A 13,488-nucleotide genomic window follows, 5' to 3' on the forward strand; every position below is an offset into this window, starting at 1 on the left:
CTGATTTTATAGTTGATTGAATCAGCCCTCTGCCTGAACAGGATAGGGGGCTTTTTCTTTTCGGCAATCTTTCTTGCTGTAGCGAGGATATGCATAAAAGGAACAATACGGCCTGATTTGGCATGGCAGAACTGGAAATTCTTTGCAGTCTGGAGTCATACATCGGTAGAATCTCTGCACCAAAAAGCATAACTCTGCATTCAGTAAACGGGAAATCTCTCATGAATAAGCAATCTCGCTTGCAGGCAATCGATTTATTGCGTGGTTTGGTGATTGTGCTGATGGCACTGGATCATACCCGCGATTTTTTTGCACCCACGGCTTTCGACCCCCTGAACCTGCAACTCGGTTCACCGGGATGGTTCTGGACGCGCTGGATCACGCATTTGTGCGCCCCGATTTTTGTCATGCTGGCTGGTATGTCGGCGTTTTTGCGCAGCCAGCACAGGGACAAGAAAGACATGTCACGTTACCTGTTAAGCCGTGGTGCCCTACTGGTATTGCTGGAATGGACCTGGGTCAGCTTTAGCTGGCAATTCGGTTTTAATACATTCGTTCTGCAAGTGATCTGGGCCATTGGTGTCGCCATGATAGTATTGGCCGGGCTGATCTGGCTGCCACGCTGGGCCTTGATTGCCTGTGCTTTGGCGCTGATCCTTCCGCATAACCTGCTGGATGTCTTGCATGGCAAGGACAGCAGTGTGCTCTTTATGGCCTGGCATCAGGGTGGGTATTACCACCTGTGGGGGGATGTCGGTATTTATTTTGCCTACCCTCTGATGCCCTGGATAGGCTTGATGGCTGGTGGTTATGCCATCGGCCCGGTCATGTTGTGGGATGCAAGGCGCAGACAGCAATTCCTGTTTGCCGCAGCGGCGGTCTTGCTGATAAGTTTTATCATTTTACGTAGCGGCAATTTTTACGGTGACCCTGACCCTTGGAGTGTGCAGGGAAAAAACTTCTTTTTTGACCTGATGTCCTTTGTGAAGGTGCATAAATACCCACCTTCATTGCTGTATCTTTGCATTACCCTGAGCATAGGGCTGGGTGCACTGGCGCTGCTGGAACGTTACGTACAACGCCCCTGGTCAGTGCTGATGTTGTTTGGCAAGTCACCCATGTTTTTCTACCTTGTACATATTGCCCTGATCCATGCACTGGGCTGGGTATATATGCAGGTGCGCTATGGACAGCAGATTGATTTTCGCAGCAAAGGCGTAGTTATTCCTGATTATGAACCGTCTTTGCTGGTCTGTTATGCAGCCTGGATGTTGGTGCTGGTAATAATGTGGGTACTGACTAGTTGGTGGAACAGGAATCGTCAGAAGACCGGTCCAGGCATACATGCAGCATCCGCACAATGAGGCTTGTCTGCCAAAGTTGATTGGCTGTGGGATGCCGCGTCAGACGGTAGCACAAATATCACACAACATCGGTTTGGCTATGCGCAAATAGTCATCTGTGTTCAAAATAATGGACGTATCCAGACGACCGGCATTGAAGGCAATTTCTGTATAGCGTGCCACCAGTGACGGGTCCAATACCAACTGTATGTCTTCAGAAAACACAAATGGCGGTATCGCGCCGATCACGCAGCCAGTTTTTTGCATCGCTGCTTCTGGTGCTGCAAAGCTGGTCTTTTTCACTTGTACGGCTGCGGCTAGTTTTTTGAAATCTATCTTTTGGTCACCGGGTAAGATTGCCAATATCAAATTGCTGGGCTGCTCCTTGCTCTGGCATAGCATGGCTTTTGCACCCTGGCCAACTTCCGTGCCACGGATAGCCGCTACTTTTTCAGACTGTCCTTCAGCAGGATGTTCCACCACACGGAAGCGAGCATTGTGGGTTTGCAACAGTGCTTTCAATTGTTCGAACATCGTGGTCCTCAAAAAATAGTTGATTCTTAAAAGACGGGTGTAAATTCAAACTGCTGGCGTTACTCTGTCATGTCAAATTAATGCTGAACATGATAGCCAAGTTTGTGCAATACGTGTACGTCTCGTGCCGTTTTATCAAAATCACCTGTGTGGATAAAATGAATTCAGGTATGTTACGGGAATTTTGATACCGAAACATTGTTCATGCTTCTATGGAGTGATGTTAGACGGTAAAATGTATTTCTTTGCAAAGCGGATGTGATTTCGGTATCGCTCTACGTTTTAGCAAAAAAAATTGATGATCGCGCCAGCATGTTGAATTATTTTTGCACTTTTAAAAAGTAACTATGCTTTTTAACTCTTACGAATTCATTTTTGTTTATTTGCCCTGTGTCTTGGGTGGTTTTTTTCTTGCTGCTAAAAAGTCCCACTCAATGGCGATTTTTTTCCTCGCCATTGCCTCCCTGATATTTTACGGTTGGCTGACGCCGCAGCTGGTCCTGCTGTTGCTGGCCTCTATCATCTTGAATTATGGATTCGCCCGTTTTCTGATGGGGATAAAAAATCAGCGCACGGCCAAATTTCTTTTGATATTTGCTATTGGCTTAAACCTGGCGAACATAGGTGTTTTTAAATATGCAAAATTCTTTTTGCAGACAATTAATGTAGTTTCAGGCATAGACGTGCCTGTACCCGATATTGCGCTGCCACTGGGTATTTCATTTTTCACGTTCACCCAGATTGCTTTTCTGGTGGATGTCTACAGAGGCAAAGCACAAGAGGTCGATTTTATTCATTACCTGCTGTTTGTGAGCTATTTCCCTCATCTGATTGCCGGCCCCATCATTCATCATGCGCAAGTGATGCCACAGTTGTTGGATCCTGAGACTGGACGCCTGAAGTGGAATAATGTCGTGTTGGGTCTCAGCATTTTTACTGTTGGTTTGGCCAAGAAAGTTTTACTGGCAGATAATTTTTCTGCTTATGCTGATGCAGTATTTCAGTCAGCCAAAGATGGCGATGTGCTGGGACTGCAAACCAGCTGGATTGGTGTTTTGTCTTATACCTTGCAATTGTATTTTGACTTTTCTGGCTATTCAGATATGGCGGTCGGCTTGTCGCTGCTATTTGGCGTGCGCCTTCCGGTGAATTTCGCATCACCCTATAAGGCAGAAAGCATCATTGATTTCTGGCGGCGGTGGCATATAACTTTGTCGCAATTCTTGCAGCAATACTTGTATATTCCATTGGGCGGTAACCGTAAAGGATCAGGGCGACGTTATCTTAATCTGGGTATCACCATGTTGCTGGGTGGACTATGGCATGGCGCAAACTGGACTTTTTTAGTGTGGGGCGGTTTGCACGGGATATTCCTGATGGTGAACCATCTTTGGCGCTCCGTCGTAGCGAAATATGTGTCTGCTAACATTTTCTCGCCCTTGACTTCACGTGTATTGAGTTGTGGGCTGACCTTTATCTGTGTGATATTTGCCTGGATATTCTTCCGGGCCGACAATCTGTCTGCTGCGCTGGTTCTGTTAAAAGGCTGTATTGGCGAAGGTAATTCCTTTATTGTCACGCCCAGCATATCCATGCTGTTTTGGGATGTACCATATTTTTCTTTTCTGGCTTTCGGTTGCATCCTGATCTGGTGTGCGCCCAATACGCAAGAAATATTTTCTTATTCTGATCAGCATGACTTGCCTTGCAATACAGGAAAGAGATGGAATATTCGATGGCTTCCCCATCCTCTTGTAGGGCTGTTTCTTGGTTGTGTTTTTTGTCTGTCGCTGAGTAACTTTTATAAAGTAAGCACTTTTCTGTATTACCAATTCTGATGGAATCTGATCTGAAAACAAGACAATACCTGGTCGCCTTTCTGGCTCCAATATGCTTATTTTCGTTTGTGCTTTTGTCCCTGTCCTGGTACTTTGAATTCCCAGTCGATGATTTGTCCAGGATAGGTTTTTGGGCGCAAAAAGATTTTGGCGAGCATTCACAGCAACCAGTCATTTATCGCCGGGGAAATGGAAAAGGCATCGTTGATCCCGCCATTTTAGTATTGGGAGATTCTTTTTCACAAGCCAATAGCTGGCAATCGTTCTTACCGGACGATACGCAATTCAGGACGTTGACTTTTCATTACAAGAATGTTGTTTGCCCAAAAAACTGGATACGCTGGAATGTGCAGCAAGCATTTCCGACAGTGAAGACAGTTATTATTCAGGTGGTTGAACGTGATTTCGTCGAACGCTTTCGCCAGGTTGAATGTGCTGATGAAGTACCGAAGGCCGTAGAAATTTCATCGGATGTCGTCGCTGGACACGATGCATCGTTTGCCTTGATCAAGGATGTTGGTTTTTTACTCCGGGTGGCAAAAAATTCCTGGGAAATGAACCAGGTCCACGGGCGGATTGCCAGCAAAGATGTGGCTAACGTTCCACTTAACACAAGGAAGTTATTCTCGAACCAGAAACCTGATCGCTTGCTGTATTTTCGCAATGATGAGCGTAAAAGGAACTGGAACAAAACTGCTATTTCATCGAGCATTGCCAACTTGAAATTGTTGCAGGATACCGTGTTGCAACGGGGATGGAAATTTTTAATGGTCGTTGTTCCGGATAAATCGACTGTGTATAAACAGTTCATGCGCGATGCTGAAGACAGGATTGATTACCCGGACATCTTTGCCGACATGGATGCCGCAGGGATAAACCAGGTCAGGCTATTGCCTTATTTTGAACAACAGGCCAGCTTGGTAACGGACTTGTACAGTCCCGGTGATACGCATCTCAGTCATCAGGGATACCAACTTCTGGCAAAGAAGATTCAGGAGAAACTTTAGTCTTGTTGAGCGTCGCAAAAACTGAAGGGGCGATACATGCAATTGGGCTCCTGCTTCTTGTTTATCAGTGTTAACTCAAAATAATTCATGCCAGCGCCTCCACAATAATCTCCCGCAATCTTTGTATTGCCGCGTCTGGTTCTGCTTCCATACGATGTAAGGTCAGGCCCAGCATCGGCAATTCAGGTAGTGCCGGGTTGTCGATGATGCGCAGCTTGGCTGGCAGGCCGATTTCTGTACGTACTGTGATTCCCAAACCAGCCGCGACAGCGGCCCAGATGCCGCTGAGACTGGGACTGCTGAAGGCCAGACGCCAGGGAATGTGGGCGTGATCCAGTGCCGCCGTCGCGCAGCTGCGCATCAGGCAGGGTGCTTCAAAAGCGACCAGGGGCAAAGGATCGTCAGCCGTATTTATTGGTTGAAGTTGCACATCTGCAGCGCCTATCCAATGCATGGGATAACTACGCAAGTGCTCACTATACGGGGTGGTGATGCCACCATCCCACGTCAGCGCCAGGTCCAGCTGGCCACTGATAATGAGGTCCAGCAGTGTGACATTACGGGCGATTTTGGCTTCTATTCTGACCTTGGGGTGGGCACGGGCAAAGCGGCCTAATACCTCGGTGAGTATGCGCTCACCAAAGTCTTCCGGCATGCCCAGCCTGATCCAGCCTTCCAGTTCGACCCCTCGCACAGCAGCAGCAGCTTCGTCATTCAGTTCCAGCAAGCGGCGTCCGTAAGCCAGCAAGGTTTCGCCAGCCGCAGTAGGCAGCATGCCACGCCCGGCTTTGCGCAAGATGGGACTGCCGACCTGGTCTTCCAATTTCTTGAGTTGTGCGCTGACGGCAGATGTTGACCGCCCCAGTCTTTCTGCCGCCTTGGCAAAGCTGCCCAGCTCTATACCAGTCACGAAGGTGCGCATGACATCCAGGTCAAAAGTGATCTTGCTCATACAATCATCCTGTTTTTCTGAACTATTGGTTTGAAATTATCTGATTTTCAGGATGAAGATAGTCCGGTATCGTGACGTTGTCAATCACTCTCCAGGAGTCCAGCATGCAAGCAGCAAGTACTATCGCCCGTGAATTGATGGGCGACATCGCTCCCAAACTGGCTGAGCTGACCGACCAGGTCTTGTTTGATGATGTCTGGCAAAGGCCGGGTTTGCCCAGTCGTGAACGCAGTCTGATCACTGTCGCCAGCTTGATCGCCTTGAACCGTAGTGAGCAATTACCTTTTCATCTTGGTCGTGCCATAGACAATGGTGTGACCCATGCAGAACTGGCGGAAGTAATCACTCACCTTGCATTTTATGCAGGCTGGCCATGTGCAGCATCTGCCGTCACTGCGCTACGCCAGTTGTCCCCTGCTCAATCTGTCTTATCTGTCTCACTTGCCACGAAGGATTAAATCATGCCCATGAGCCGCCTGTCTTTGTTAAAAGGAAAATCGCCTGCGTATCTGCAAGCCCTGTCCGATGGCTTGCATCAAGCCCTGGTTGACGCGTTTGAAGTGCCACCCACTGACCGTTTCCAGATCATTCATCAGCATGAAGCGAATGAATTGATATTTGACCGCCATTATCTGGGTGGCCCCAGATCGGATGATTTTGTGCTGATCCAGATTAACGTTGCGCGTGTCCGCAGCACAGCCGTCAGGCGGGCATTTTACCAGCGTCTGGTCAGTCTGCTGGCACAGTCGCCGGGCCTGCAGCAGCAAGATGTCATGGTCATCATCAGTACCAGTGCAGCAGAGGATTGGTCGTTTGGCGGGGGCGTGATGTATGACGGTGTGCCCGCATTCACCTCCAGAACTTGAGGAACTTGCATATGATCGCCATGCAATACAACTTTGTCCTGCCAGCGGATTACAACATGGATATCGTCCGTCAGCGTATCGCCAGCAAGGGTCATATGCTGGACAATTTCCCTGGTCTGGTTTTTAAAGCCTACCTGCATGCCAGTAAGCAGGGAGCAAGCACACCATCCACGCACAACGTATACGCCCCGTTTTATCTGTGGGATAGCAGTGAAGGCATGAACGATTTCCTCTGCGGTGACGGCTTCGCGGCAGTCTCGCAAGCCTTTGGCTGGCCGGCTGTCAAACACTGGTCTGTATGGCATAGCCATGTGGATGACGAAATCCGCAGCGCCAGATTTGCGACGCGTCAGGTTATACCCATCGCGCCTTATAGTGCCCTGGGTATGTTGCGGGAGAATGAAACTACTCACGCAAAAAACACCATTCAGCAAGATGGCGTGCTGGCTGTACTGGTGGCTTTTGATCCTGATGAATGGGCGCTGGTACGCTTCACTTTATGGTCTGACGTCAACGCAGCACAGGCAGTGGGTTTGCCCGCAGAAGTACAATGCTATGACGTTGGGCATGTGTCGGCACCGGGCCGATAACTGGAGATGATATGGCAAGGGGGAGGGGCTTTTTTCCGGCCCGGAATCTCCCCACCGGGCATGGTAAGTTTTCAAAAGCCAGTTATTTTTTTGGTTCACTTTTCAGTACTGAAGTAGACCACATCAGGCGGACCTTCTTTCCTTCCGCATCGACGATGAACTGCACTTCGTCTACCCCGAAAAATCCCTTGGCCGGTGTATATTGATAACTGCCTCCGGCAAGCTGTTCCAGCTTGCCGTGCCCCGGTTTTTTCTCCACCAGTTTTACCTGGCAATCAGGGGCTTTCTTTTTGTAGGCAGGTTCACGAAACCAGCCAGCAGAACGCAATTCATCACAGGCTACTTTGGCCACATCCCAGGTCACAAATTTCTGTTTGGCGTCCACCGCAATAAAACCCCCTATGGTCAGGGTCTTGGCAACATCTTTTTTATCTGTGGCTTTGGCAATGATGGCGGGTGGGGATGCATGGGCACTTGCATCTTGCGGCATGTCGTAAAAAATCATCTATCGTCTTTCTGGTAATGGCAGTCCCCAGGGGAAAGCAGTGTCTGCAAGTATCGCACATAAGTTTTATTGTGCATATTTTGCCAGAACGGCTGATTTGTCAAGGCGGCACTTGAGATAGCAGTGGATTTTTCCAGTCTGGTATAAGATAAGGGCTTTTTCCGCAGAACATCTGTGCTGGCGTCAGAGTGCAGAGCAAGCTCAGGCAAAACGTCATGAAAGATTGTTGGTATGTGTATCAATTTCACTCCCTCTACAAAAACAGGACTTGGTTACTTTGACGTGAGCGCTAATCCGCTGGCCGAATGGGAAGGCGAAACCTGGCAAGACTATGATGCGCCTTTCATCATGCACGACGCCAAAGGGCAGCGGCAGGCATTGCTGGGTCAATACAGCATGATACCCAAATCAAAGATAGCACCTGGTGTGAAACGTTTCTCTACCATGAATGCGCGTGCAGAAACCCTGGGTGCATTACGTAGCTATGCACCTTCATGGCAGACCGGGAGATTATGCCTGGTCCCCATGCAGCATTTTTATGAACCCAATTACGAAAATGGTGTGGCAGAACGTTGGCGTATAGGGCTGAAAGATACGACAGATTTTGCCGTGGCTGGCTTGTTCAAGGAATGGCCAGAACCGGATGGGAGTGTCAGTTATTCCTTTACCCAGATCACCATCAATGCGGACGACCATCCGCTGATGAACCGCTTCCACAAACCAGGTGAAGAAAAACGTTCTCTGGTCATCGTGCCACCGGAAGATTTTGATGATTGGTTGTCATGCCGCGACCCCGAATTCGCCCGCGCATTTTTACGCCCTTATCCGGCTGAACATATGTACACCGAAGTCGTACCGAAAGAAAAAGTGGTGAAAGCCATCAAGCCGAAAAAACCAACAATCATTGTGCCAACAACGATGGATTTGTTTGATTGAGCACATCAGCAGATTTTGACGTGATATCTGTCAAACATCACGGTGTCACTTCTTTAAAGCTATACCACACATTAGGCCAATTCCGCCGCCAGCCTGACAAACGCATCCACCAGCGGTGACACCTCATCCTTGCGTTGTGCCAATAGCAGTGATGTGGTTGCCCCAGTATCGGCGACGGGTCGGTAACAGATGCCGTCGAAGTGGATGGTGTAAAACGAGCCGGGTAGTATGGATATGCCACAACCGGCAGCGACCAGGCCAATGATAGTGGATGCGTCATTGGCTTCTTGGGTTACCCTGGGGGCAAAACCAGCCGCGTGGCAAAGGCGCAAAATGTGTGGGTAAATGCCAGTGCCAGCGCTGGGGGGATACATGATGAAGGGCAGTTGCGCCAGGTCTTTCATCGGGACTTTTTTCTTTTTCGCCAGCGTATGCGTGGTTGGCAATACCACTACCAGCGGGTCTTCACGCAGAGGCTTGAAGCGCAGTGGTGAAGAAACACCGCGTGCCAGTTCGCCGCCTTCGGGCGGGCGTATGAAACCGACATCCAGGCCACGTTGGTTAATTGCTTCCAGCTGTTTATTCGTCGCCATTTCACGCAGAGTCAGTGTTACATCAGGATATTGCTGCCGGTAGCCATTAATAACGGCAGCAAACAAGGGTGTGAAAGGGGTGGAGAAAGTAAAGCCTATGCGCAGCTCTCCAGCCTCCCCGCGTTGTGCACGGCGCGCGGTTTCACTTGCTTGTTCGGACAGGGCCAGTATATGCCGTGCATCCTGCAGAAACAGCTTGCCCGCTTCCGTCAGGCGCACCCAGCGCTTGCTGCGTTCAAACAACTGCGCGCCGACATCAGCTTCCAGCATTTGTATGGCATGGCTTAATGGTGGTTGACCTATGTGCAGACGTTCTGCTGCACGGGTGAAATGCAATTCTTCCGCGACAGCGATGAAATACCGGAGGTGGCGCAATTCCATGTTGTTATCTAAAAAAAGTATTACTAATTACTTAAATATATATTGGACACTATAAAAGCGCAAATATAAGATGAGATCTCCCAGATAGTTCAGGTGTAACAACATGACGGCTACAAGTAGCAGTACTATTCATCAGATTAGCCAGATCAAGCGCATTGCAGCGGGTACGCCCGCATTCACGCGCATCAATCGCGCCATGGTGTTTGGTGGTTTTTCCACTTTTTCATTGTTGTACAGCATGCAACCGTTGATGCCCTTGCTGGCTAAGCAGTTCCACCTGACACCAGCGCAAAGTAGCTGGGCCTTGTCCATATCCACGTTGTCACTGGCATTCTCTTTACTCGTCAGCAGCGCCATCAGTGAACGCATAGGCCGCAAGCCAATGATGGTGACGGCACTGGTGCTGGCTGCGATTGCCACGGTCTTATGCTCGCTGACAGAGGATTTTTCTCAATTACTGGTTTTGCGTGCCTTGTTGGGTTTCGCCCTGGGTGGCATGCCTGCGGTAGCAGTGGCTTATCTGGGGGAAGAAATAGAAGCTACATCCATGGGCCTGGCCGTTGGTTTGTATATTGCCGGCAGTGCCATGGGCGGTATGGTGGGACGCTTGTTGACGGCAATACTCAGCGATTATTTTTCCTGGCGTACTGCGATGGCCGCAATGGGTGTGGCAGGCATTTATGCCGCGTGGGAATTTTGGCGCAGTCTGCCGCTGGCACGTAACTTCAAGCCTGCTGAAGATGTCTGGGGCACAATCAATAAGGGCTTGCGCATGCATCTGTCTGATGGCGGTTTGTGCATGCTGTTTTGCCTGGCGTTCATGCTGACTGGTTGCTTTGTCAGTATGTATAACTATATCGGCTATCGCCTGCAGGGGGCACCGTTTGGCTTTAGCCAAAGTACCGCCGGGACCATCGCCCTGATGTATGTGCTGGGTATGGGCAGCTCGGTCTGGGTAGGCCGCCTGGTAGACCGCATAGGCCGCCGCAGTGTGCTGTGGCTGGTCTTGCTGGTGATGTTGAGTGGCTTGCTGCTGACCTTGTCCAATTCATTATTCATCATGGTTCCCGGCGTAGCTTTATTCACTTTCGGTTTTTTTGCATCACATTCCGTCGCCAGCAGTTGGGTCGCCCGGCGCGCCCAGGCACATAAGGCTGTCGCATCGGCCTTATACCTGTGTTTCTATTACCTGGGTTCCAGTCTGATAGGCTCATACACTGGCGTCGTTTGGGCATCACACGGTTGGCAAGGTGTTGTCATGTTGCTGGGTGCGTTGCTTAGTGTCGGGTTGATGATTACACTGCGCTTGCGTACGGTATTGCCGGTGGCTGCGGTGTGACTTGGTTTTCTGTTGTGCTAACATGTCTTGCACTGGCATGATGGCATAACAGAAAGTAAAAGCAAGTGATCAAGAGCGATACTGACATTGAATTGAGTGGCAAGATCAAGCCTGCCGATATCCGCGGATTGCGTGCCAGAGGGCCGATAAGAGAACTCAAAATCACACAATTACCTACGCTGACGGTTGAATTGGCGCACCCTCTCAATACACTGCAATCTGTAGAGCGGCTGTGGCTTTGGTGTGATGTCACTCGTCGAGCCATGCATTATGTGATCCGCATTCCTGGCTTGCGAGTACTCGACATATTGGCAATCAAAGCTCCAGGGAAATTGGAGCATTTCGCAGATGCATCAAGTCTTGAGGTTTTTCGCGCTAACCACTATTTGTCTGAAGAAGATGCCTTAGAAGTTCTCAATTGTGCTTCCCTGCAAGAAGTTGGAATACAAGGTGCGACTTTATCGTCTCATGTTATTGCCAAGATGCTGGAGCATCCCTTTTTGTCTGCGCTGGATATAGAACAGACTGCGTTCGATGATTCCATGGCTGAAGCAATCAGCATCAGCAAACAAATACATACATTGCATATTGGGGCTACCAAGATTACAGGTGCAGGTCTCGCATATTTGTCCAATATGAGTCAATTGAAGGTACTTGATTTATGGGCGACGCAAATCACTATTGATGATCTGGACATGCTGACCCGCTTGCCACATCTGGAATATTTGTCACTTGGCAATTTTGAAGATGTGCCCACATTCAATGGTGCTGAGTTAATTCCAAAACTGGAAAAATTTCCTTCATTGAAAAACATCTGGCTTGATGGGATAGATTTGGATGAACTACAAACGGTGCGTTTACGTACCAGGTTTGAAAACGTGAAAGTTTCTTGCGTGTAGTCCGGATGTGTTTGTTGTAATTTATGCTACACTAGTTTTTTCTTTGTGGAATTGCTCCCATGTTTACTCGACGTCATTTGCTGGCTACCGCTGTTGCGGTTGGTTGCGTTGCCCTTACTCCTTTGCTTGCTTCAGCAGCCGGTTTTAGTTCGGACCGCATCAGCGTCAAAATAGAAGGCGAGGGCAGGGATGTGATATTGGTGCCTGGCCTGAGTTCTTCGCCGCGTGTCTGGGCTGAACTGATCAAGGCGGTGCCTGGTTATCGCTATCACCTGGTACAAGTATCTGGCTTTGCTGGTCAGGCAAAGGGCGGCAATACCGAAGGTGCTGTAGCTGCACCAGTAGCGGAAGAAATTGCCCGTTATATCCAGCAGCAGGGTTTGCAAAAACCTGTTCTTATCGGGCATTCCATGGGTGGTTCCATCGGCATGATGGTGGCCGCGCGGCATCCTCAGGCCATCAGCAAGTTGATGGTGGTGGATATGTTCCCCTTCATGGGGGTGGTGTTTGGGCCACCAGGTACGACAGCAGAAAGCATTAAACCCGTGGCGGATGATATGCTGCAAAAAATGCGCGATGCAGAACCGACAGCGCGTGCAAAAAAAACAGAGGTCACCATCAACAGCATGATCAACACGCTTGCCATGCGTCCCGCTGCACTGGAAGATGCGCAAAAGAGTGACCCTGACGTATCTGCCCGTTCTTATCACGAACTGATCATCACTGACCTGACGCCAGAACTGAAAAACATCCTTGTGCCTACCAAGGTCTTGTATGTACTGCCCAATGGAGTGCCACTTACTGAGGCACAGATAGACATGTTTTACAAAGGAGCCTATGCAAGTATGAAAGATGTCACACTCAAGCGTATACCGGCCAGTGCTCACTTCATCATGTGGGATCAGCCTGAGCAGTTTCAGGCTGAAGTCAAGGGCTTCCTCAATTGAACCTGAGGCTGTACGACCAGCGTATCTTGCTCACCAGGAAGCTAAGTCGGGTGATGTGAATGTTGCCACGTGACAGTGCAGCTTGTGTAAGCATGTATTTCTGTCTACACTGGGTTTTCCATCTATAAGGAGACATCTATGAAACAGTACTTGAAGTTTTTTCTGGCGCTAGTGACCAGTTTGTTTGTTTCCGGCGTGATGGCGGCAGACAATCCGTCTGATGCTGTAGATATGGTTGAAAAGGGCCTGGCCTATGTCAAGAAAAACAGTATTGAAGCTTTGATCAAGGAAATCAATAATAAAAATCCTGAATTTATCAAAGGTGATATTTATCTCTATGTGCGGGGGATAGACGGTACCACGCTTGCTCATCCAATCAATCCCAAACTGGTTGGCAAGAACATGCTTGTTCTGCCTGATGCTGACGGAAAAATGTTTCGCAAGGAAATCGTTGACGGTGCAAAAACCAAAGGCAAGGGCTGGGTGGATTACCGCTATAATAATCCGCTCACCAAAGAGCTGGAAAACAAGTCAACTTATTACACGCGCAGTGGCGATGTGATATTGGAAGCTGGCATCTACAAAGGCAAATAAAAATGCCTGGCTACGCGGCATGCGTAGCCATTTTCGATGCAGATAATCCGGGCAATAGCCACGTATTAGGACTTACGCAAAATTGTCCTGGCAAGGCTATCGCTTTAGGAAACCTCCCTTGCAGGGGAGGTTCGTTTCGTTGGCAGACAACATGTTGTCTGAAA

15 protein-coding genes are annotated in these 13,488 nt (G+C 49.1%); 11 read left to right on the top strand and 4 right to left on the bottom strand.

The window, feature by feature from the left end; all coding sequences use genetic code 11:
* The first annotated feature begins 221 nt into the window (after positions 1-221).
* Positions 222-1,364, top strand: coding sequence for an acetyltransferase domain-containing protein (locus AC1RVX_RS29060; RefSeq protein ID WP_493220073.1), 1,143 nt, complete (start codon positions 222-224; stop codon positions 1,362-1,364).
* 39 nt (positions 1,365-1,403) lie between these two features.
* Here the strand turns inward: AC1RVX_RS29060 and AC1RVX_RS29065 are convergent, their stop codons facing one another.
* The gene (locus AC1RVX_RS29065; RefSeq protein ID WP_493220074.1) at positions 1,404-1,877 is read right to left on the bottom strand and encodes a YbaK/prolyl-tRNA synthetase associated domain-containing protein; all 474 of its coding nucleotides are present in this window, start codon (positions 1,875-1,877) and stop codon (positions 1,404-1,406) included.
* A gap of 434 nt (positions 1,878-2,311) precedes the next feature.
* On the opposite strand from AC1RVX_RS29065, the gene AC1RVX_RS29070 reads away from it, so the two are divergent.
* Positions 2,312-3,715, top strand: a complete 1,404-nt coding sequence (locus AC1RVX_RS29070; RefSeq protein WP_493220075.1) for an MBOAT family O-acyltransferase — start codon at positions 2,312-2,314, stop codon at positions 3,713-3,715.
* Positions 3,715-4,722 carry an alginate O-acetyltransferase AlgX-related protein gene (locus AC1RVX_RS29075; protein ID WP_493220076.1) on the top strand — a complete coding sequence of 336 codons (1,008 nt, stop codon included), beginning with the start codon at positions 3,715-3,717 and terminating at the stop codon, positions 4,720-4,722. The genes AC1RVX_RS29070 and AC1RVX_RS29075 overlap by 1 nt, the downstream gene beginning before the upstream one ends.
* 85 nt (positions 4,723-4,807) lie before the next feature.
* Here the strand turns inward: AC1RVX_RS29075 and AC1RVX_RS29080 are convergent, their stop codons facing one another.
* On the bottom strand, positions 4,808-5,674 hold the full coding sequence (locus AC1RVX_RS29080) for a LysR substrate-binding domain-containing protein (RefSeq protein WP_493220077.1): 867 nt from the start codon (positions 5,672-5,674) through the stop codon (positions 4,808-4,810).
* Between the two features lie 104 nt (positions 5,675-5,778).
* On the opposite strand from AC1RVX_RS29080, the gene AC1RVX_RS29085 reads away from it, so the two are divergent.
* The 3 genes from AC1RVX_RS29085 to AC1RVX_RS29095 are packed head-to-tail and all read left to right on the top strand — an operon-like array spanning position 5,779 to position 7,130.
* Positions 5,779-6,132, top strand: a complete 354-nt coding sequence (locus AC1RVX_RS29085; RefSeq protein WP_493220078.1) for a carboxymuconolactone decarboxylase family protein — start codon at positions 5,779-5,781, stop codon at positions 6,130-6,132.
* A gap of 3 nt (positions 6,133-6,135) precedes the next feature.
* Complete coding sequence (locus AC1RVX_RS29090) at positions 6,136-6,540, top strand: tautomerase family protein (RefSeq protein ID WP_493220079.1); 405 nt, start codon at positions 6,136-6,138, stop codon at positions 6,538-6,540.
* Between the two features lie 11 nt (positions 6,541-6,551).
* Complete coding sequence (locus tag AC1RVX_RS29095; protein WP_493220080.1) at positions 6,552-7,130, top strand: DUF4865 family protein; 579 nt, start codon at positions 6,552-6,554, stop codon at positions 7,128-7,130.
* A gap of 82 nt (positions 7,131-7,212) precedes the next feature.
* On the opposite strand, the gene AC1RVX_RS29100 is transcribed toward AC1RVX_RS29095, so the two are convergent.
* The gene (locus tag AC1RVX_RS29100; protein WP_493220081.1) at positions 7,213-7,635 is read right to left on the bottom strand and encodes an Ig-like domain-containing protein; all 423 of its coding nucleotides are present in this window, start codon (positions 7,633-7,635) and stop codon (positions 7,213-7,215) included.
* 282 nt (positions 7,636-7,917) lie between these two features.
* Between AC1RVX_RS29100 and AC1RVX_RS29105 the strand changes: the two genes are divergently transcribed.
* Positions 7,918-8,571, top strand: coding sequence for an SOS response-associated peptidase (locus AC1RVX_RS29105; RefSeq protein WP_493220082.1), 654 nt, complete (start codon positions 7,918-7,920; stop codon positions 8,569-8,571).
* 71 nt (positions 8,572-8,642) lie between these two features.
* Here the strand turns inward: AC1RVX_RS29105 and AC1RVX_RS29110 are convergent, their stop codons facing one another.
* A complete protein-coding gene (locus AC1RVX_RS29110; protein WP_493220083.1) occupies positions 8,643-9,545 on the bottom strand; it encodes a LysR substrate-binding domain-containing protein in 903 nt (300 codons plus the stop codon).
* A gap of 103 nt (positions 9,546-9,648) precedes the next feature.
* On the opposite strand from AC1RVX_RS29110, the gene AC1RVX_RS29115 reads away from it, so the two are divergent.
* The 4 genes from AC1RVX_RS29115 (at position 9,649) to AC1RVX_RS29130 (ending at position 13,324) form a co-directional block, all read left to right on the top strand.
* The gene (locus AC1RVX_RS29115) at positions 9,649-10,884 is read left to right on the top strand and encodes an MFS transporter (protein WP_493220084.1); all 1,236 of its coding nucleotides are present in this window, start codon (positions 9,649-9,651) and stop codon (positions 10,882-10,884) included.
* A gap of 65 nt (positions 10,885-10,949) precedes the next feature.
* Positions 10,950-11,783, top strand: coding sequence for a hypothetical protein (locus AC1RVX_RS29120; protein ID WP_493220085.1), 834 nt, complete (start codon positions 10,950-10,952; stop codon positions 11,781-11,783).
* Between the two features lie 59 nt (positions 11,784-11,842).
* Entirely contained in the window at positions 11,843-12,730 is an 888-nt protein-coding gene (locus AC1RVX_RS29125) for an alpha/beta fold hydrolase (RefSeq protein ID WP_493220086.1), read from the top strand.
* A 138-nt stretch (positions 12,731-12,868) separates the two neighbouring features.
* Positions 12,869-13,324 (top strand): cache domain-containing protein, encoded by a 456-nt coding sequence (locus AC1RVX_RS29130; RefSeq protein WP_493220087.1) that lies wholly within the window; start codon positions 12,869-12,871, stop codon positions 13,322-13,324.
* Positions 13,325-13,488: the final 164 nt, after the last annotated feature.

This window comes from Undibacterium sp. GW821-FHT11B02 (assembly GCF_058808955.1).

Coding starts and splice junctions, on each gene's coding strand:
- AC1RVX_RS29090 (WP_493220079.1), top strand. CDS start 6,136: ATGCCCATGAGCCGCCTGTCTTTGTTAAAAGGAAAATCGCCTGCGTAT.
- AC1RVX_RS29075 (WP_493220076.1), top strand. CDS start 3,715: ATGGAATCTGATCTGAAAACAAGACAATACCTGGTCGCCTTTCTGGCT.
- AC1RVX_RS29130 (WP_493220087.1), top strand. CDS start 12,869: ATGAAACAGTACTTGAAGTTTTTTCTGGCGCTAGTGACCAGTTTGTTT.
- AC1RVX_RS29085 (WP_493220078.1), top strand. CDS start 5,779: ATGCAAGCAGCAAGTACTATCGCCCGTGAATTGATGGGCGACATCGCT.
- AC1RVX_RS29125 (WP_493220086.1), top strand. CDS start 11,843: ATGTTTACTCGACGTCATTTGCTGGCTACCGCTGTTGCGGTTGGTTGC.
- AC1RVX_RS29115 (WP_493220084.1), top strand. CDS start 9,649: ATGACGGCTACAAGTAGCAGTACTATTCATCAGATTAGCCAGATCAAG.
- AC1RVX_RS29065 (WP_493220074.1), bottom strand. CDS start 1,877: ATGTTCGAACAATTGAAAGCACTGTTGCAAACCCACAATGCTCGCTTC.
- AC1RVX_RS29060 (WP_493220073.1), top strand. CDS start 222: ATGAATAAGCAATCTCGCTTGCAGGCAATCGATTTATTGCGTGGTTTG.
- AC1RVX_RS29070 (WP_493220075.1), top strand. CDS start 2,312: ATGGCGATTTTTTTCCTCGCCATTGCCTCCCTGATATTTTACGGTTGG.
- AC1RVX_RS29095 (WP_493220080.1), top strand. CDS start 6,552: ATGATCGCCATGCAATACAACTTTGTCCTGCCAGCGGATTACAACATG.
- AC1RVX_RS29100 (WP_493220081.1), bottom strand. CDS start 7,635: ATGATTTTTTACGACATGCCGCAAGATGCAAGTGCCCATGCATCCCCA.
- AC1RVX_RS29080 (WP_493220077.1), bottom strand. CDS start 5,674: ATGAGCAAGATCACTTTTGACCTGGATGTCATGCGCACCTTCGTGACT.
- AC1RVX_RS29110 (WP_493220083.1), bottom strand. CDS start 9,545: ATGGAATTGCGCCACCTCCGGTATTTCATCGCTGTCGCGGAAGAATTG.